The sequence below is a fragment of the Enterobacter cloacae complex sp. 385G4 genome (genome assembly GCF_057320665.1).
The window spans coordinates 34,179-54,263 of the sequence record NZ_JBXWDD010000016.1 but is presented as its reverse complement, the minus strand read 5'-3'; the positions used below and the strand labels follow the sequence as shown (position 1 = coordinate 54,263).

The 20,085-nt window shown below is 56.9% G+C and carries 13 protein-coding genes; 10 read left to right on the top strand and 3 right to left on the bottom strand.

All coding sequences use genetic code 11. The features are described 5' to 3' along the window. Positions 1–153 precede the first annotated feature (153 nt). Together murB and birA are read left to right on the top strand one after the other, a co-directional pair. Entirely contained in the window at positions 154–1,182 is a 1,029-nt protein-coding gene (murB, locus tag AC2FAJ_RS22490) for a UDP-N-acetylmuramate dehydrogenase (RefSeq protein WP_060571551.1), read from the top strand. Beyond that, positions 1,179–2,141, top strand: a complete 963-nt coding sequence (birA, locus tag AC2FAJ_RS22485; protein WP_485454536.1) for a bifunctional biotin--[acetyl-CoA-carboxylase] ligase/biotin operon repressor BirA — start codon at positions 1,179–1,181, stop codon at positions 2,139–2,141. The genes murB and birA overlap by 4 nt, the downstream gene beginning before the upstream one ends. 194 nt (positions 2,142–2,335) lie before the next feature. Here birA and bcsG read toward each other — a convergent pair whose 3' ends face one another. From bcsG to bcsE, 3 genes are read right to left on the bottom strand one after another with little or no spacing between them, the layout of a single operon-like run. Beyond that, entirely contained in the window at positions 2,336–4,015 is a 1,680-nt protein-coding gene (gene bcsG / locus AC2FAJ_RS22480; protein WP_028014764.1) for a cellulose biosynthesis protein BcsG, read from the bottom strand. Then, on the bottom strand, positions 4,008–4,202 hold the full coding sequence (gene bcsF / locus AC2FAJ_RS22475) for a cellulose biosynthesis protein BcsF (RefSeq protein ID WP_072201618.1): 195 nt from the start codon (positions 4,200–4,202) through the stop codon (positions 4,008–4,010). The genes bcsG and bcsF overlap by 8 nt, the downstream gene beginning before the upstream one ends. Further along, complete coding sequence (bcsE, locus tag AC2FAJ_RS22470; protein WP_060571554.1) at positions 4,199–5,761, bottom strand: cellulose biosynthesis c-di-GMP-binding protein BcsE; 1,563 nt, start codon at positions 5,759–5,761, stop codon at positions 4,199–4,201. The genes bcsF and bcsE overlap by 4 nt, the downstream gene beginning before the upstream one ends. Before the next feature lie 174 nt (positions 5,762–5,935). Between bcsE and bcsR the strand changes: the two genes are divergently transcribed. The 8 genes from bcsR (at position 5,936) to AC2FAJ_RS22430 (ending at position 20,080) form a co-directional block, all read left to right on the top strand. Further along, positions 5,936–6,124, top strand: coding sequence for a cellulose biosynthesis protein BcsR (gene bcsR / locus AC2FAJ_RS22465; protein ID WP_028014761.1), 189 nt, complete (start codon positions 5,936–5,938; stop codon positions 6,122–6,124). Positions 6,125–6,135: 11 nt separating this feature from the next. Next, positions 6,136–6,888, top strand: coding sequence for a cellulose biosynthesis protein BcsQ (bcsQ, locus tag AC2FAJ_RS22460; protein WP_028014760.1), 753 nt, complete (start codon positions 6,136–6,138; stop codon positions 6,886–6,888). Further along, positions 6,885–9,500, top strand: a complete 2,616-nt coding sequence (gene bcsA / locus AC2FAJ_RS22455) for a UDP-forming cellulose synthase catalytic subunit (protein WP_028014759.1) — start codon at positions 6,885–6,887, stop codon at positions 9,498–9,500. Before bcsQ ends, bcsA begins: the two co-directional genes overlap by 4 nt. Before the next feature lie 10 nt (positions 9,501–9,510). Beyond that, entirely contained in the window at positions 9,511–11,931 is a 2,421-nt protein-coding gene (gene bcsB / locus AC2FAJ_RS22450; protein WP_319880501.1) for a cellulose biosynthesis cyclic di-GMP-binding regulatory protein BcsB, read from the top strand. Positions 11,932–11,937: 6 nt separating this feature from the next. After that, positions 11,938–13,044 carry a cellulose synthase complex periplasmic endoglucanase BcsZ gene (gene bcsZ, locus AC2FAJ_RS22445; RefSeq protein ID WP_485454537.1) on the top strand — a complete coding sequence of 369 codons (1,107 nt, stop codon included), beginning with the start codon at positions 11,938–11,940 and terminating at the stop codon, positions 13,042–13,044. Further along, positions 13,026–16,508 (top strand): cellulose synthase complex outer membrane protein BcsC, encoded by a 3,483-nt coding sequence (bcsC, locus tag AC2FAJ_RS22440; RefSeq protein ID WP_485454535.1) that lies wholly within the window; start codon positions 13,026–13,028, stop codon positions 16,506–16,508. The genes bcsZ and bcsC overlap by 19 nt, the downstream gene beginning before the upstream one ends. A gap of 119 nt (positions 16,509–16,627) precedes the next feature. Next, on the top strand, positions 16,628–18,634 hold the full coding sequence (gene hmsP / locus AC2FAJ_RS22435) for a biofilm formation regulator HmsP (RefSeq protein WP_163333504.1): 2,007 nt from the start codon (positions 16,628–16,630) through the stop codon (positions 18,632–18,634). A gap of 159 nt (positions 18,635–18,793) precedes the next feature. Further along, on the top strand, positions 18,794–20,080 hold the full coding sequence (locus AC2FAJ_RS22430) for a dicarboxylate/amino acid:cation symporter (RefSeq protein ID WP_028014754.1): 1,287 nt from the start codon (positions 18,794–18,796) through the stop codon (positions 20,078–20,080). The last annotated feature ends 5 nt before the right edge of the window (positions 20,081–20,085 follow it).

Sequence of the window (20,085 nt, the reverse complement as noted above, 5' to 3'; positions counted from 1 at the left end):
CCCCATGTGAGAGTAGGGAACTGCCAGGCATCAAATAAGTGAAGAGGCCATCCGAAAGGATGGCCTTTTTGCGTTTCTGCGCTGCACAAACTAATCCCCCAACGCCCTGCTTATACGGTAAACTACCTGCGTTTTTGCATCAGGATAGCGTCTATGAACCACTCCCTTAAGCCCTGGAATACCTTTGGCATTCAACGTAATGCTAATCAAATTGTACGTGCCGATACTGCACAGCAGCTGCTGGATGCATGGCAAAGCGCAACAGAAAATAACGAACCCGTACTGATTCTGGGCGAAGGAAGCAATGTCCTGTTTCTCGACGATTTCGCGGGAACGGTGATCGTTAACCGCATCATGGGCATTGGTGTGGAAGAGCATGCCGATAGCTGGCATCTGCACGTGGGGGCCGGAGAAAACTGGCATCAGCTGGTGCAATTTACCCTCGAAAAAGGGATGCCGGGTCTGGAAAACCTGGCGCTTATACCAGGCTGCGCCGGATCGTCACCCATCCAAAACATCGGTGCCTACGGCATCGAACTGAAACATGTCTGTGAATATGTCGACTGCATCGAACTGGCGACCGGAACGGCTAAGCGCTTAACGGCAGAACAGTGTCGGTTTGGCTATCGTGACAGTATCTTCAAGCATGAATATCAGGATCGCTACGTGATTGTCGCCGTGGGCCTGCGTCTGCCAAAGAACTGGCAGCCGGTGCTGACCTATGGCGATTTAACGCGTCTCGATCCAGCAACCGTCACTCCCCGCGACGTATTTGACTCAGTTTGCCATATGCGAATGACCAAACTTCCCGATCCGAAAGTAAACGGAAATGCAGGAAGCTTCTTCAAAAATCCGGTTATTAGCAGCGAAAATGCAAAAGCCTTTCTTGAAGGATGGCCCACTGCGCCACATTATCCTCAGGCAGATGGCAGCGTGAAGCTGGCCGCTGGCTGGCTGATCGATCAATGCCAGTTAAAAGGCACGTCCGTAGGTGGCGCTGCCGTTCACCAGCAGCAGGCTCTGGTACTGATTAATCAATGCGATGCGACCAGCGATGATGTTGTACAGCTGGCGCATTATGTTCGTCAACGTGTGGGCGAAAAGTTTAACGTCTGGCTGGAGCCAGAAGTCCGCTTCATTGGCCGCACAGGTGAAGTGAATGCCGTGGAGACCATTGCGTGAAGGACAATACCATTCCGTTAACCCTGATTAGCATCCTTGCTGACGGGGAGTTTCACTCTGGCGAACAGCTGGGCGAGCAGCTGGGCATGAGCCGTGCCGGCATTAACAAGCATATCCAGACGCTTCGCGACTGGGGCGTCGATGTGTTCACGGTGCCGGGAAAAGGCTACAGCCTGCCGGAGCCAATTCAATTGCTGAATGAAGACGTCATCCACAGCCAGCTTGAAAACGGCAACGTTGCGGTGCTGCCGGTGATTGATTCGACGAACCAGTACCTTATGGATCGGCTGAGCGAACTCTCGTCCGGCGATGCCTGTGTTGCTGAATACCAGCAGGCCGGTCGTGGCCGTCGCGGTCGCAAATGGTTCTCGCCATTTGGCGCCAATCTCTATCTGTCCATGTACTGGCGTCTGGAGCAGGGGCCTGCCGCAGCCATTGGCCTGAGTCTGGTCATTGGTATCGTCATGGCGGAAGTGCTGCACGATCTGGGTGCCGATCGGGTCCGCGTTAAGTGGCCAAACGATCTGTACCTTAACGATCGTAAACTTGCCGGTATTCTGGTCGAATTGACGGGTAAAACCGGTGATGCGGCGCAAATTGTTATTGGCGCGGGCCTCAATATGGTGATGCGTACTGTCCAGGATGATGTGGTGAATCAGGCCTGGACCAATCTCCAGGAAGCGGGGATCGTCATCGATCGTAACACCCTTGCCGTGCGCATGATTAAAGAGCTGCGTAGTTCACTCACGCTTTTTGAACAGGAAGGCCTGGCACCGTTCCTGTCTCGTTGGGAAAAGCTGGATAACTTCATCAACCGTCCGGTGAAGCTGCTGATTGGCGATAAAGAGATTTACGGCATTTCCCGCGGTATTGACGCACAGGGCGCGCTACTTCTGGAGCAGGATGGCGCGATAAAGCCCTGGGTGGGCGGTGAGATTTCCCTGCGAAGCGCCGAATAACCGGATGGAGTGAACGATGCGAAAATCCGTCTGCGCTACCCTGGCATTTAACGATGGGGCAGCCTTCCGGCGAGCCCGAAATCACCTCTAAAGACGACGACGATTCGGCAAGTCTGAAAATGCGGGTGTGGATTTCAGCGCAATAATGACGCACTGACTATCCCCTCTCCCCTATGGGAAGAGGGGGAAATCAGTTACTGCGGATACGGTACCCAGTCCCCGCCGTTCAGGCGAACGTACGGTTTGTTCTGATACTGAATCACCACCGCGTTGGCGTTCTCGGAGACTTCTGCCGTTTGCGGCAGGTTGCTGGTGAGCTGATCCCAGTTCACGCTATCTTCCACAAACAGCTTCCCGTCAACGGCGCGGGCAACCAGTTCTGAAATCGCCAGATAGCTGCTTGGCTGGGTAATCTCAATTGGTGCGCCCTGGTGCGGTGCCTTCATACCAAAGAATTTAATGCCTGCAGGCACGTTGGTAATGGACGGGCTTGGGATATCGCGCAGACCGGATACCTGCATTCTGTCGCCTTTCAGCGCGCCACCGTGCTCAGGTACCACGACCACCATCACTTTACGGCCAGATTTTTCCAGCTCCGTGAAGAACGCGTCCAGCTCGTCGAAGAATTTCTGCGCCCGCACTTTGTAATCCGCCGTTTTACTCACCCCCGGGAAGTGGTTACCGTCGTGAAGCGGCAGGGTGTTATAGAACGTTGCACTGCGCGGGTTACTGTCTTTTTCGATGGTCTGCAGCCAGCGCTGCAGCACGGCGGTATCGTCATAAACCGGCGAGCCATCGAAGCCCAGCAGCGTAACGGGAAGACCGGTTTGATCCATCAGTGGCGCCTGCATGCCACCCTGTTCACGTACCTCTTTCAGGAAGTTACCGAACTGACCGTTATGCCCCAGCATCAGGTGCTGCGTAAAGCCCAGCTTCGCGAGATTATCGAATAAATAACACTGGTTGCCAGCGGGCTGATACAGGTTTTTATGCGATGCCTGACCGCAGCTTGCTCGCAGCAGGCGGATTGCCGCCGGGCCGCTATACGAGGTGGCAGAGTTAAAATCTTTAAACTGGATGTCAAAGTGGGACCACAGCGGGTGAGACATCAAACCGGCGGCATCCACGTCAGCCCAGGAGAGGGAACAGATGTTAATCACCAGCAGCTCAAACGGCTGCGCATCGGCTGGCAGCGCATCCGGGAATTTCGTCTGTCGCTTATCTTCAGCGGTATAGAAGCTGGAGAGCCAGGCATTAAGATTGGTAGAGGTCGGCGGTGCGGTCTGAGTTGGAATATCGCCCACCACCGGCGTATCGCCTGCTGTTGTAACGGTAGCCGCTGCGCTTCCTCCCGTCGTGGTCACCGTTGTCGTCGGCTGGCCGGCAGGCCACAGGGAAAAGCTTGGCCCCGCCAGCGTCAGCACGTTAAGCCAGATCATAATGGCGACGACAAACACCGTGACGCGGATCCACTGAGACAGGAACAGCCAGGCAACCAGCAGTACAAAGACGGCGCCAATCATCTGCCAGTTAATGAAACGCTCAACCAGGTCAAGCATATAGTCTGCGCTGAAGCCCGCGACCTGCGATCCCTGGCTCATTATGCTTTCCGGACCAGGCAGCCAGGTATCGTGCCAGAACAGCGCAAAGCCGATGGGGATGGCCACCCAATGGCGTAAACGATGCAGCCTGATGTTCGGCAGAGGCATCAGCAGGAAGGCCATAAACACCAGGTTAAGCAGGGGATGGAAATTCAGATAACCTGCCCAAAGCAGGCCAAACTTCACCAGAAAGTAGAAGTTCCAGCCGGAAAGGCCGCGCCAGTATTGCCAGAGCGGCGAGGGTGACGAAGCGGTATAGGAAGAATTAGTCATGTTTACGGTCTGCCTTGACGTGTGATGCCCGTGTCAGTGTTCCGGCTGGTTTTACATAGCGAGGTTTTACAAACATCACTCTGGCCGTATCACGGATACGGCGTATGGAATGGCGTGCATAGTAGCCAAGCGGGAAAAAGATCAGCGCGCAGAATACGACCAGTTGGATGATATCGCTGATATTCATGATGGTGCGTTCTCCCCGTTCTCAGTTAATAAGCGAAGGGGTTCCGGAACCCGACGCCAGACATGTCCGTCATGTCTGGCATTGAGGATCGGTTTTACATCGCTCGTGATTGCGAGCGGTTTAACCCATTGTTCAGGCTGGAGAGCGCGCATTTGCACCAGCTCTGCGCTGATAGCATTATCTTCGAACCAAATCATACGGTTCGAGAAAATATCCCCGGTAGGCAGGGGGAAGATATGGTTAAGCGCGGTATCAAGATCGTTGACCCGGCAAAACGACAAAAATAGCACCAGGCGATTGTCGCCAATGGTCATGATGTCCCCTGTACGGTTCGGGCGACACAGGGTGAGCGCTTGCTCAACGCGAATGCCCGGGACCGGCCGCAGGGCAACCATAACCCCTTTCCCGTCCGCCGGAAGTAACGTGTTGCTCATCATGTTGCCGACGGCATCGCAGAACGTATCCCATTTCTGGTAGCCACGCAGCTTCATCGGCTGGGTCATGGAGAGCAGCGTGGAGATATCTTCCGGTACATGGCGGCTGAACTGCTGGCCCTGAACGCTTTCAATAAGCGTCAGGCAGCGTGACAGTGGCGCATTCCAGGGGATAACCATATTTGCCCCGCAGCCCAGAAGCAGACGCTCATCGGTAGCACGCAGGCTGGTATTATTTTCGCGCACCACAATTTTTAACGCGCTGCCGCGCTGGCGGCGCAGGGTGTGAATTTGTCTCGCCAGCGTTTCAATCTGATTATTCTGCATCAACGAGAAAACGAGGGTGGCTGCCTGGGTGGTGCGGGCTTCATGAAAAAGCGCTTCGTTAGACTCAAACAGTGTCCAGTTTTCCGAAAGCGCGGGCGCGCCCTCTAAAACCGCAATATGGCTCAGGATGCGCTTTTCATCGCTGCGCGGCTGCACCACGGTTTCTTCCTGCTGTGCCAAGTGCCATTTCCCCTCAATATGTTTAAGAGTCAGCTGTTGCCTGGCGCTCACGCCCTTTTCATTGCACCAGAAGGCAATATCGTAGAGATAGCTGCCTGCCTGGTCACGAAGACTTGCCAGTCCGAACAGGGAGCGATATTCGCCCATCAAAAGTGAGAACAGCTTGTCATTATTACTGCCGGGGTTGACGACCAATAGCGTGCAATTTTGAAACTTTGCCCATTTATTGATTTTTTCCAGCCACGACAGCAGTTTTTCAGCAGGAATATTTTGCAGTATGTTATTTGCACATTTAAGAATCACTAAATAGTGATCCGGATCTATAGAGCACTGAACGTCGCGGGACAAAAAGTATAGACTATCCGCTTCCGCTGACATGGAAAACAAACGTACTTTCTGGGGGCCGCTGTCGCTTTCGAGCGTAATTATTTTCTTCGGCTCTTCGCCCATGCTAATGACGGCCACGCGGGAATCCTTATCCTGAGCGGCAATTGTCTGGTTTACCAGGCTGATAGCGTCTTCATTACGATCCGTATTAATCCACCAGACTCCACCGACTGGCATGTGGCTCAATTCGTCCCATAATGACTGGATGCCAATAGAAAATATGGAGTCCACGATGTCCCTCTTTTCGTCTAATTTGCCTGTATCTCAGTTTACTAGCGAAAGCGTAGAAATAAACCTAACATTGAAATTAAAGAACATCAGATTTAGCATGTAAATGAAATTTGTCAGGGCAGGATGCCCCGCAACTTCCGAGCGTGCGATTTTCCTCAAAGGGATGGAATAAGAATGGATAATAACGAACCTGCAACCCCAGTCGACTCGACTCTGGGTTACACATTCCAAAACGATTTTCTGGCGCTGGCGCAGGCCTTTTCACTACCTGAAATAGATTACACCGATATTTCCCAGCGGGAACAGTTGGCTGCTGCTATTAAACGCTGGCCGTTATTAGCTGAATTCGCCCATCAACATTAAGGGAGCCATTGATGGCCATACTCGGATTACAGGGCGTCCGTGGCGGTGTGGGTACCACATCTGTTACCGCGGCGCTGGCGTGGTCATTACAGCTTTTAGGTGAATCGGTGCTGGTGATTGACGCCTGCGCCGATAATTTGCTGCGTATGTCGTTCAACGTCGATTTCACTCGCGAAGAGGGCTGGGCCCGCGCGCTGCTTGATGACAAAGACTGGCGGGATGCGGGGCTACGCTATACCTCCCAGCTGGATTTACTGCCTTTTGGCCAACTGACCACCACAGAACGCGAGAATGAAGCCGCCTATCAGCGTCTGTTTTCGCAGTTCACGCTTGCGCTGCAGAGCCTGAAAGAAAAGGGGCACTACCAGTGGATCCTGCTGGATCTGCCGCACGGCGCCGGGACGCTGACCCGGCAGCTCATCGCCCAGTGCGATCATGTACTTTCCGTGGTGAACGTCGATGCGAACTGCCATATTCGCCTGCATCAGCAAGGGCTGCCTCAGAACGCACATCTCCTGATTAACGATTTACGTATCGGTAGCCAAATCCAGGACGATCTCTATCAGGTGTGGCTGCAAAGCCAGAGACGCCTGCTTCCCATTGTGATTCATCGGGATGAGGGGATGGCGGAATGCCTCGCCTCCAAGCAGCCGCTGGGCGAATACCGCAGCGACTCGCTGGCAGCAGAAGAGATCCTGACGTTGGCGAACTGGTGTCTGCTGAACTTCGCCAGCAAGGCGGAGCCTGCTGGGAGTTCGGTATGAGTCGACTCGCCAGCTGGCTTCTTATCCCGCCGGTCAGTTCGCGTTTGAGCGACCATTACCGGCACTTTCGCCGGCATGGTGCTCCGGCATTTAGCGCCGCGCTCGGCTGTTTCTGGTTGATTCTGGCCTGGACGTTCATTCCACTCGAGCACCCGCGCTGGCAGCGCATCCGTGCGCGTCACGGCGAATTATACCCACACATTAACCCCGACCGACCACGGCCTTTGGACCCGGCGCGCTATCTTATTCAGGCCGTCTGGCTGGCAATATCGTCATCCCGAACGGAGAAAATAACGCCGCACTGGCGCAGCTATTCCCGCGTACAGCAGTTACGTGAACGCTATCACCAGTGGCTGGATAAACTGCCCGCTAGCGTCAGCGATAAGACCAGCCATCTGGATAACCATAAAGAGCTTGGGCATCTCCACCCAGGCTTGCGGCGTTTTATTCTCGGCGTGATTGTCGTGTTCTCGCTCATTCTGGCGCTGGTCTGTATTACGCAACCTTTCAACCCGCTGGCGCAGTTCATCTTCCTGATCCTGCTGTGGGGCGTGGCGTTGCTGGTTCGTCGTATTCCGGGCCGCTTCTCGGCGCTGATGCTGATTGTGCTGTCGCTGACGGTTTCCTGCCGCTACATCTGGTGGCGTTACACCTCAACGCTGAACTGGGACGACCCGGTCAGCCTGGTGTGCGGTCTGGTGCTGCTGTTTGCTGAGACCTACGCGTGGATTGTGCTGGTGCTAGGCTATTTCCAGGTGATCTGGCCGCTCAACCGCCAGCCGGTTCCGCTGCCTAAAGACACCACGCAGTGGCCGACCGTCGATCTCTTCGTCCCGACCTACAACGAAGACCTGAGCGTGGTGAAAAACACCATCTATGCCGCGCTGGGCATCGACTGGCCGAAAGATAAGCTCAAAGTCTGGATCCTGGATGACGGTAACCGTCCGGCGTTTCGCCAGTTTGCGGAAGAGGTCGGCGTTGAGTACATCGCCCGCCCGACGCATGAACACGCAAAGGCCGGGAATATCAACAACGCCCTGAAATATGCCTCCGGGGAGTTCGTCTCGATTTTTGACTGTGACCACGTGCCGACGCGCTCGTTCCTGCAGATGACCATGGGCTGGTTCCTGAAAGAGAAAGAGCTGGCGATGATGCAGACGCCGCACCACTTCTTCTCGCCGGACCCGTTTGAACGTAACCTTGGCCGCTTCCGCAAAACCCCGAACGAAGGCACGCTGTTCTATGGGCTGGTGCAGGACGGGAACGACATGTGGGATGCCACCTTCTTCTGCGGCTCCTGCGCGGTTATCCGCCGTAAGCCGCTGGATGAAATCGGCGGAATTGCCGTTGAGACGGTGACCGAAGATGCGCATACCTCGCTGCGCCTGCACCGCCGGGGCTATACCTCTGCCTATATGCGTATCCCTCAGGCCGCCGGTCTGGCGACGGAATCTCTCTCGGCGCACATTGGTCAGCGTATTCGCTGGGCGCGCGGCATGGTGCAGATTTTCCGCCTCGATAACCCGCTGATAGGCAAAGGGCTCAAGCTGGCGCAACGTCTCTGCTACGTCAACGCCATGTTCCACTTCTTGTCCGGCATCCCGCGGCTGATCTTCCTGACCGCGCCGCTGGCGTTCCTGCTCCTTCACGCCTATATCATTTACGCCCCCGCGCTGATGATTGCGCTGTTCGTTCTGCCGCACATGATCCACGCGAGCCTGACGAACTCGAAGATTCAGGGCAAATACCGGCACTCCTTCTGGAGTGAAATCTACGAAACGGTGCTGGCCTGGTACATCGCGCCGCCGACGATGGTCGCGCTGATTAACCCGCACAAAGGGAAATTCAACGTCACCGCGAAGGGCGGGCTGGTGGAAGAAGAGTACGTCGACTGGGTGATCTCCCGCCCGTATATCTTCCTCGTGCTGCTGAATATTGTCGGCGTGATCGCCGGTATCTGGCGCTACTTCTACGGCCCGGAAAACGAAATCCTGACCGTCTTTGTCAGTATGGCCTGGGTGTTCTACAACCTGATTATCCTCGGCGGCGCGGTGGCGGTGTCGGTAGAGAGTAAACAGGTTCGTCGCGCGCATCGCGTTGAAATCTGCATGCCTGCGGCGATCGCTCGTGAAGATGGTCACCTCTTCTCCTGTACGGTGCACGACTTCTCTGACGGTGGCCTGGGGATCAAAATCAACGGCCAGGCGAAAGTGCTGGAAGGGCAGAAGGTTAACCTGCTGCTTAAGCGCGGTCAGCAGGAGTATGTTTTCCCGACGCAGGTTGTGCGTGTGGCAGGCAGTGAAGTGGGTCTGCAGCTGATGCCGTTGACCAAAAAGCAACACATTGATTTTGTGCAGTGTACGTTTGCCCGTGCGGATACATGGGCTCTCTGGCAGGACAGCTTCCCGGAAGATAAACCTCTGGAAAGCCTGCTGGATATTCTGAAGCTGGGGTTCCGTGGCTATCGTCACCTTGCAGAATTTGCCCCGTCGTCGGTGAAATTAATTTTCCGGTCACTTACTTCGCTGGTTTCCTGGGTCGTGTCGTTCATTCCTCGTCGTCCCGAGCGGGATGAGACGAAGCAGGCGGACCCGGTTATGGCTCAACAATGATGATAACGCGATGAAAACAAAACTTTCCTGGTTATGTGCAGTGGCAATGGGAGTGAGTGCACTTCCCGCAACAATGGCTAACGCAGCACCCGGTAACGCAGCGGCGACGCCTGCGCCGACGGTACCTGTCGTCGCGCAGGCAACCGATCCGGTTGTTACGGCGGCACCCGGTCAAACAGAAAACATCATTCCGAACCAGCCAACGGAGGGGAACACCCTGCCGGTCGAGAATCCGGTCATCGGGCAGGTGATGCCGGGCGTGCGGGGGGCTAACGCGCCCGTTGTCGCGGATAATGTGCCGTCGCGGGACGTGAAGCTGACCTTCGCGCAAATTGCGCCGCCGCCGGGCAGCATGGTGCTGCGCGGCGTCAACCCTAACGGCAGCATTGAATTTGGTATGCGCAGCGATGAGGTTGTTTCAAATGCGGTACTGAACCTTGAATACACCCCGTCGCCATCCCTGCTGCCGACGCAGTCTCAGCTGAAGGTCTACCTGAACGATGAACTGATGGACGTTCTGCCGGTGACCAAAGAGCAGCTGGGTAAGAAAACACAGGCGCAGGTGCCGATTAACCCGCTGTTCATCACCGACTTTAACCGTATCCGTCTGGAGTTTGTTGGTCACTACCGCGATGTCTGCGAAAACCCCGCCAGCAACACGCTGTGGCTGGACGTCGGGCGTAACTCCTCGCTGCAGATGACCTACCAGCCGCTGGCGCTGAAAAACGATCTGTCGGCGTTCCCGGTTCCGTTCTTCGACCCGCGTGATAACCGTCCGCTCACGCTGCCGATGGTGTTTGCATCGTCCCCTGACGTAACCGAGCAGCTGGCGGCGACCATTGTGGCCTCCTGGTTTGGCTCCCGCTCCGGCTGGCGCGGTCAGAACTTCCCGGTAATGTATGACAAAATGCCGGACAGGAACGCGATTGTCTTTGCAACCAACGCGAAGCGTCCGAGCTTCCTGCGCGACCACCCGGAAGTCAAAGCGCCAACCATTGAGATGGTAAGTCACCCTGATAACCCGTACGTGAAGCTGCTGGTGGTCTTTGGTCGTGATGATAAAGATCTGGTCCAGGCCGCGAAGGCGATTGCTCAGGGCAACGTCCTTTTCCGCGGCAACAGCGTGGTGGTGGACGAAGTTAAGCCGCTGCTGGCGCGTAAACCTTATGACGCGCCAAACTGGGTGCGTACCGACCGCGCCGTGACGTTTGGTGAACTGAAAACCTATGAAGAGCAGCTGCAGGCCTCCGGCCTTGAGCCATCGCCGATTAGCCTGTCGCTGAACCTGCCGCCGGATCTGTACTTGCTTCGCACCAACGGCATTGATATCAATCTCAACTACCGCTATACCGCGCCAGCGACGAAAGACAGCTCGCGCATGGATATCAGCCTGAACAACCAGTTCCTGCAATCGTTCAGCCTGCAAAGTACCCAGGACACCAACCGTCTGATGCTCCGCCTGCCGGTGCTGCAGGGGCTGCTGGACGGAAAAACGGACGTCTCTATTCCGGCGCTGAAGCTTGGCGCGATCAACCAGCTGCGTTTTGATTTCCAGTACATGAACCCGATGCCTGGCGGTTCAGTGGATAACTGCATCACCTTCCAGCCGGTACAGAACCACGTTGTGATCGGCGATGAGTCGACCATCGACTTCTCGAAGTACTACCATTTCCTGGCGATGCCGGATCTGCGTGCCTTTGCTAACGCGGGCTTCCCGTTCAGCCGCATGGCCGATCTCTCTGAATCCATTGTGGTGATGCCAAAAGCGCCAAACGAAGGTCAGGTGACGACCCTGCTCGACACCATGGCAACCGTAGGCGCGCAAACCGGATTACCGGCAGTTAACGTCACGTTGACGGATGATGGCAGTCAGATCCAGAACAAAGATGCGGATATCATGGTGATCGGCACCATCCCGGACAAGCTGAAGGATGAAAAACGTATCGATCTGCTGGTGAAAGCCACCGAGTCGTGGGTTAACACGCCGCTTCGCCAGACCGAGTTCCCAAGCATTATGCCGGACGTGAACGACCGTAAGGCCAGCGCGCAGACGGCCGTAACCTCTCAGGGGGCGATGGCTGCGGTGGTGGGCTTCCAGTCTCCTTACAACGATCAGCGTAGCGTGATAGCCCTGCTGGCGGACAGCCCGCGTGGCTATGAGCTGCTGAATACCGCGATGAACGACAGCGGCAAACGTGCCGCGATGTTTGGTTCTGTGTCGGTGATCCGCGAGTCCGGCGTCAACAGCCTGCGCGTGGGTGATGTGTATTACGTCGGCCATCTGCCGTGGTTCGAGCGCCTGTGGTATGCGCTGTCGAACCATCCGGTTCTGCTCGCCATCCTGGCTGCGGTCAGCGTGGTCTTGCTGGCATGGGTGCTGTGGCGTCTGCTGCGCATCATCAGCCGTCGTCGCCTTAACCCGGATGAGTAAGACGTGATGAAAGCCATTCGCTGGTGTGTAGTCGCAGCGTTGATGCTGGCGGCGATCCCTCTTCGCGCCGCCTGTACCTGGCCTGCCTGGGAGCAGTTTAAAAAGGATTACATCAGCGAGGGCGGGCGCGTCATCGATCCGAGCGACACGCGTAAAATTACAACGTCGGAAGGGCAAAGCTATGCGTTGTTCTTTGCCCTGGCCGCTAACGATCGCAAGGCGTTTGAGCAGTTGCTGACGTGGACGCGCGATAACCTCGCCAGCGGCAATCTCAACGATCGTCTACCCGCCTGGCTCTGGGGACAGAAAGACAAAGAAAACTGGGGAGTGATTGATACCAACTCCGCCTCAGATGCCGATGTCTGGATTGCCTGGTCGCTGCTCGAAGCGGGCCGGTTATGGAAAGACCCGGACTATACCCAAACGGGCAAGGCACTGCTAAAACGCATTGCCAGCGAGGAAGTGGTGAAAGTGCCGGGGCTCGGCTCAATGCTGCTTCCCGGTAAAGTCGGTTTTGCCGAAGAAAACGCCTGGCGCTTTAACCCCAGCTACCTTCCTCCACAGTTAGCGAGCTATTTCACCCGCTACGGTGCACCGTGGACCACGCTGCGTGAAACCAATCTGCGGCTGCTGCTGGAAAGCGCGCCGAAGGGATTCTCGCCGAACTGGGTGCAGTATCAGAAAAACAAAGGCTGGCAGCTACAGCAGGATAAAACGCTGGAAGGGGGCTATGACGCCATCCGTGTCTATCTTTGGGTGGGCATGATGAGCGATAAAGATCCTCAAAAAGCCCGGCTGCTGACGCGCTTCCAGCCGATGGCGGCAAAGACAATCAAACAGGGCGTGCCGCCGGAGAAAGTGGATGTAGCGACGGGTAAACACACCGGCAATGGCCCGGTCGGGTTCTCTGCCGCGATGCTGCCGTTTTTACAGCAGCGCGATGCCCAGGCGGTTCAGCGCCAGCGCGTGGCAGATCATTTTCCCGATAACAATGCCTACTACAGCTATGTATTGACTCTTTTTGGTCAGGGATGGGATCAGCATCGTTTTCGCTTCACCGCTAAGGGTGAATTAATACCGGATTGGGGCCAGGAATGCGCAAGTTCACAATAAATCTACTCACTCTATCGCTTGGGCTGGCACTGATGCCGCTGGCGCAGGCCGTTAACTCTCCGCAGCAGAAACAGCTGCTGGAGCAGGTTCGGCTGGGCGAATCGACCCATCGTGAGGATTTGGTTCGTCAGTCGCTCTACCGTCTTGAGCTGATCGATCCGAACAACCCTGACGTCATTGCCGCCCGCTTTCGCTACCTGCTGCGCCAGGGCGATAACGCCGGAGCGCAAAAAGAGCTGGACCGCCTGAAGGGGATCGCCCCTGACTCCGGCGCGTACCAGTCCTCACGCAATACCATGCTGCTTTCCACCCCGGATGGTCGCCAGCAGCTTCAACAGGCGCGCTTACTCGCTACGACAGGGCACACGCAGGAGGCGATTGCCGCCTATGACAAGCTCTTTGACGGCAACCCGCCGGGCGGCGACGTGGCGACGGAATACTGGAATGTGGTGGCGAAAGATCCTGCCCGTCGCGCTTCGGCCATCAACCAACTGAAAAAAATAAACAGCAGCAGCCCCGGGAATACCCAGCTCCAGACGACGCTGGCCCAGCTTCTGTTCCAGAGCGGACGCCGTGATGAAGGCTTTGCGGTGCTGCAGGAGATGGCTAAATCCACCGGCGGCCGCGGCCAGGCCTCTGACATGTGGTATGAGCAGATCAAAGACCAGCCTGCCAGCAGCGCCAGCGTCACCGCGCTGCAAAAATACCTGACCGTCTTCAGCGACGGCGATAGCGTCGCGGCGGCGCGCGCCCAGCTTGAGGCGCAGCAAAAGCAGCTCGCTGACCCGGCGTTCCGCGCGAAAGCGGAAGGGCTGGCGGCGGTGGATGCCGGGCAGGGGAGTAAGGCGGTGGCGGAGCTGCAAAAAGCCGTCAGCGCCAACCATGCCGACAGTGAAGCGGTGGGTGCCCTTGGGCAGGCCTATTCCCAGAAAGGCGACCGCGCCCGCGCGGTGGCACAGTTTGAAAAGGCGATTGCCCTCGATCCGCAGAGCGATAACCGCGGTAAATGGGACAGCTTGCTGAAGGTTAACCGCTACTGGCTGCTGATCCAGCAGGGGGATGCGGCGCTGAAGGCGAATAACCCGGCGCAGGCGGAGCGTTACTATCAGCAGGCGCGCAACGTCGACAACACCGACAGCTATGCGGTGCTGGGGCTGGGAGATGCCGCTGCGGCGCGTAAAGATAACGACGCGGCGGAGCGTTATTACCGCCAGGCGTTACGTATGGACAGCAGCAACAGCAATGCGGTTCGAGGCCTTGCCAATGTTTACCGCGCGCAGTCCCCGGAGAAAGCCTCGCAGTTTATCCAGTCTCTCTCCGCCAGCCAGCGCCGGAGTATTGATGATATTGAGCGTAGCCTGACTAACGAGCAGCTTTCCGCCCAGGCAGAACAGCTGGAGAGTCAGGGGAAATACGCTCAGGCGGCAGACATTCAGCGTCGCCGTCTGGCACTCTCGCCCGGTGACGTCTGGATAACGTATCGTCTCTCGCGCGATCTCTACAGCGCGGGCCAGCGCAGCCAGGCGGATACCCTGATGCGCCAGCTTGCCAGCCAGAAACCGTCTGACCCGGAGCAGGTGTATGCCAACGGGCTCTACCTGTCCGGAAACGATCAGGACCGGGCCGCGCTGGCGCATCTGAATACCCTGCCGCGCAGCCAGTGGAACGGCAACATTCAGGAACTTGCCGACCGTCTGCAAAGCAATCAGGTGCTGGAAACCGCCAACCGCCTGCGCGACAGCGGCAAAGAGCAGGAGGCGGAAAATCTTCTGCGTCAGCAGCCTGCCTCCACCCGCATCGACCTGACGCTGGCGGACTGGGCGCAGCAGCGTGGCGATCTGAACGCGGCGAAAACGACGTACAGCGCCGTCCTGCAGCGTGAGCCGCAGAACGAAGACGCGATCCTCGGTCTGACCGAAATTTACAGCGCGGAAGGTAACAAAGATGCCGCCCGTGCAGAGCTCGCGAAACTGCCCGCCGCGCAAAACGGCCAGCCGCTGTCGCTCAATATGCAGCGCCGGATCGCGATGGCGCAGGCAGGTCTGGGCGATTCCGCTGCTGCAGAAAAGACCTTCAGCAAAATCATTCCGCAGGCTAAATCGCAGCCCGCCTCCATGGAAAGCGCGCTTGTGCTGCGTGATGCTGCCCGCTTCCAGACGCAAAACGGCCAGCCGCAGCAGGCGCTGGAGACGTATAAAGATGCGATGGTGTCGTCCGGCATTACCACGACGCGTCCGGTGGACAATGACAGTTTCACCCGTCTGACGCGCAACGATGAAAAAGATGACTGGCTGAAGCGCGGCGTGCGCAGTGACGCCGGTGATTTGTACCGTCAGCAGGATGTTAACGTCACGCTGCAGCACGACTACTGGGGCTCCAGCGGCACGGGCGGCTATTCCGACCTGAAAGCGCATACCACCATGCTCCAGGTGGACGCCCCGCTCTCTGACGGGCGCATGTTCTTCAGAAGCGATCTGGTCAACATGGACGCTGGCACCTTTGATAACAATAACGGAACCTACGACCCTAAATGGGGAACCTGCTACGACACGCCGTGTAGCGGCAACACCAGCCAGAGCGACAGCGGCGCCAGCGTCGCCGTTGGCTGGCAGAATAAAACCTGGGCGATGGATATTGGTACCACGCCAATGGGCTTTGACGTCGTCGACGTGGTGGGGGGTATCAGCTACAGCAGCGATTTAGGCCCCATCGGCTACACCGTCAACGCCCATCGTCGGCCTATCTCCAGCTCTCTGCTGGCGTTCGCCGGGCAAAAAGATACCAATACCGGCACCACCTGGGGCGGCGTGCGCGCGACGGGCGGCGGGGTAAGTATCAGCTATGACAAAGGCGAGGCGAACGGCGTCTGGTCAAGCCTGAACGCGGAAACGCTGACCGGTAAAAATGTGGAAGATAACTGGCGCGTCCGCTGGATGACGGGTTATTACTACAAGCTCATTAATAAAAACAACGAGCGCCTGACGGTCGGCGTCTCCAATATGCTCTGGCACTACGATAAGGATCTGAGCGGCTATTCCCTCGGTCAGGGCGGCTACTACAGCCCGCAGGAGTATGTCTCCTTCGCGCTGCCGGTGACCTGGCGTAAGCGTACGGAAAACTGGTCCTGGGAGCTGGGTGGCTCGGTGTCCTGGTCTCACTCCAAAACCAAAGACGAGCTGCGTTACCCGATCCAGAGCCTGATCCCGACCGATGAGCCAGGCCGCTATACCGACCGTGGCGCGATGGAAACCGGCAGCTCCTCCTCCGGGACGGGTTATACCGCGCGGGCAATTATCGAACGCCGGGTCACCTCCAACTGGTTTGTGGGCATGGGCGTAGATATTCAGGAAGCGAAAGATTACACCCCAAGCCATGCGCTAATTTATGTGCGCTACTCTGCTGCAGGCTGGCAGGGCGATATGGACTTACCGCCGCAGCCGCTTATTCCTTATGCGGACTGGTAATCGGATTTTCCTTAATCCATTTGTAAGTCTCTCTTAATAGCGCGGCAATCGGGTATACTCAGGCGCGCCAGGTTTACACCCTGGCGCGCCCTGCGCTTCGAGTTTTGTGGAGAGTCATTTTGCGTGTCAGCCGTTCCTTAACGATCAAACAAATGGCGATGGTCTCTGCCGTCACTATGCTGTTTGTACTGCTCTTCTGCGTAATTTTGCTGTTTCATTCCGTACAGCAGAATCGCTATAACACGGCTTCGCAGTTAGAAAGTATCGCCCGCTCGGTGCGCGGCCCGCTCTCCGCCTCGATCCTGAAAGGGGACATTCCCGAAGCGGAAACCATCTTAAAGCGCATTCAGCCTGCCGGGGTCGTTAGCCGCGCCGATGTCGTCTTACCCAACCAGTTCCAGGCGTTGCGGATGAGTTTTATCCCGGAGCGTCCCGTCCCGATGATGGTGATGCGCCTGTTTGAGCTGCCGGTGCAAATTTCTCTGCCTCTCTATTCGCTGGAACGTCCTGCCAATCCGCAGCCACTGGCCTACCTGGTTCTGCAGGCGGACTCGTACCGGATGTATAAATTCGTCATGAGTTGGGTGGTTACGTTAGTGACCACTTGCTTACTTATGACCCTGATCATCAGCGTAGCGCTGACGTGGTGTATAAACCGCCTCATTGTTCACCCGCTGCGCCGTATCGCCCGCGAGCTGAATGGGCTTTCGCCGCAGGATCAACTGGGGCACCAGCTTGAGCTGCCGCGTCTGCACCAAGACGATGAGATCGGTATGCTGGTGCGCAGCTACAACCTCAACCAGCAGCGCATCCAGCGTCATCAGGATGAGCTAAACAACAGCGCCACGCGCTTCCCGGTGTCGGAGCTACCTAATAAAGCGTTTCTGATGGCAATGCTGGAGCAGACCGTTGCGCGGCAGCAAACCACGGCGCTGATGGTGATTGCCTGTGAAACCCTGCAGGACACGGCGGGCGTGCTCAAGGAGAGCCAGCGTGAAATGCTGCTGCTGACGCTGGTGGAAAAGGTGAAGTCTGTCCTTGCCCCGCGCATGGTGCTGACCCAGGTCAGCGGTTACGACCTGGTGGTGATTGCCAACGGCGTGAAAGAGCCGTGGCATGCCATCACATTAGGTCAGCAAGTACTCACTGTCATAAATGAGCGGCTGCCCGTGCAGGGCATCCAGCTTCGTCCGAGCGCCAGTATCGGTATCGCCATGTACTACGGTGATTTATCGGCCGAGCAGCTGTACCGCCGCGCGTTCTCGGCGGCGTTTACCGCCCGGCGCAAAGGGAAAAATCAGATCCAGTTCTTTGACCCGGAGCAGATGGAAAAGGCGCAGCAGCGCCTGACGGAAGAGAGCGATATCCTGACCGCGCTGGATAACCGTCAGTTCGCCCTCTGGCTACAGCCGCAGGTGAATTTACAGACGGGGGAAGTGAAAAGCGCCGAGGCGCTGCTCCGCCTGCAGCAGCCGGATGGCTCCTGGGAGCTGCCGGAGGGGCTGATTGAGCGCATCGAATCCTGCGGGCTGATGGTCACCGTTGGCTATTGGGTACTGGAGGAGTCCTGCCGCCAGCTTGCCGCCTGGCAGGAGCGCGGCGTAACGCTGCCGCTGTCGGTCAACTTGTCTGCCCTGCAGCTTATGCATCCGACGATGGTCTCCGAGATGCTGGAGCTGATCCACCGCTACCGGATCAAGCCTGATACGCTGACGCTGGAAGTGACGGAGAGCCGGCGCATTGACGATCCTAACGACGCGGTGGCCATCCTGAAGCCGCTGCGCAATGCCGGCATTCGCATCGCGCTGGACGATTTTGGTATGGGCTACGCCGGGCTGCGCCAGCTTCAGCACATGAAAGCCCTGCCGGTGGACGTGCTCAAAATCGATAAATCGTTTGTCGACGGGCTGCCGGAAGACAGCAGCATGGTGCAGGCCATCGTTCAGATGGCGCGCAGCCTCAAGGTGCATCTTATTGCCGAGGGGATTGAAACCGAAGCGCAACGCGTCTGGCTGGCAGAGGCGGGCGTCGAGAGCGGCCAGGGCTATCTTTTTGCCCCCGCGGTGCCGCCAGATGTCTTCGAGCAGCGATACCTTTCTGGCGCTGACCATAACGCAAAAGTGTAATTTTGTTGCTGGCTTGTGCGAGCCAGTTCAAAGTTCTTAACATTTGTGTTTCAAATTTGAACCGGGTTTATTTCTGTCCTGTTATACGGGTGTTATTTTAGAGCCGCAGGTTAACCATAACCTTACAAAGCCTGTGGTTTTTCTTCCCAAGGACACCCTATGAAAACCTCACTCTTCAAAAGTCTTTATTTCCAGGTCCTGACAGCCATCGCCATCGGTATTCTGCTGGGTCACTATTACCCGGAGCTGGGCGCGCAAATGAAACCGCTTGGCGACGCGTTCGTTAAGCTCATTAAAATGGTCATCGCCCCGGTGATCTTCTGTACGGTGGTAACGGGCATCGCTGGCATGGAAAGCATGAAGGCGGTGGGCCGTACCGGTGCAGTGGCGCTTCTCTACTTTGAAGTGGTCAGTACCCTTGCGCTGATTATTGGTCTGGTCATCGTCAACGTGGTACAGCCTGGCGCGGGTATGAACGTTGATCCCTCTACGCTGGATGCCAAAGCGGTTGCGGTCTATGCCGAACAGGCGAAGGATCAGGGCGTGGTGGCCTTCCTGCTGGACGTCATCCCTGGCAGCGTCATCGGCGCCTTCGCCAGCGGAAACATTCTGCAGGTGCTGCTGTTTGCCGTGATGTTTGGCTTCGCCCTGCACCGTCTGGGCAGCAAAGGCCAGCTTATCTTCAACGTGATTGAAAGCTTCTCGCAGGTCATCTTTGGCATCATCAATATGATCATGCGCCTGGCGCCGATCGGTGCCTTCGGTGCGATGGCCTTCACCATCGGCAAGTATGGCGTTGGCACGCTGGTGCAGCTGGGTCAGCTGATCATCTGCTTCTACATCACCTGTATTCTTTTCGTGGTGGTGGTGCTGGGCTCCATCGCCCGTGCGACAGGCTTCAGCATTTTCAAATTCATCCGCTACATCCGTGAAGAGCTGCTGATTGTTCTGGGGACCTCCTCTTCAGAATCGGCGCTGCCGCGTATGCTCGACAAGATGGAAAAGCTGGGGTGCCGTAAATCGGTGGTCGGCCTGGTGATCCCGACGGGGTACTCCTTCAACCTTGACGGTACCTCGATATACCTGACGATGGCGGCCGTGTTTATCGCCCAGGCGACCAACAGCCATATGGATATTTTCCATCAAATCACCCTGCTGGTGGTGCTCTTGCTGTCGTCTAAAGGGGCTGCGGGCGTGACGGGCAGCGGCTTTATCGTGCTGGCGGCCACCATTTCTGCGGTGGGGCATCTGCCGGTGGCGGGTCTGGCACTGATTCTTGGTATTGACCGCTTTATGTCTGAGGCGCGTGCCCTTACCAACCTGGTGGGTAACGGCGTGGCCACGGTGGTGGTCGCGAAATGGGTGAAAGAGCTGGATCACAAGAAGCTCAACGATACGCTGAATAATCGCGCGTCTGATAGCAAAAATCCTGGTTTAACCTCCTAATCTTG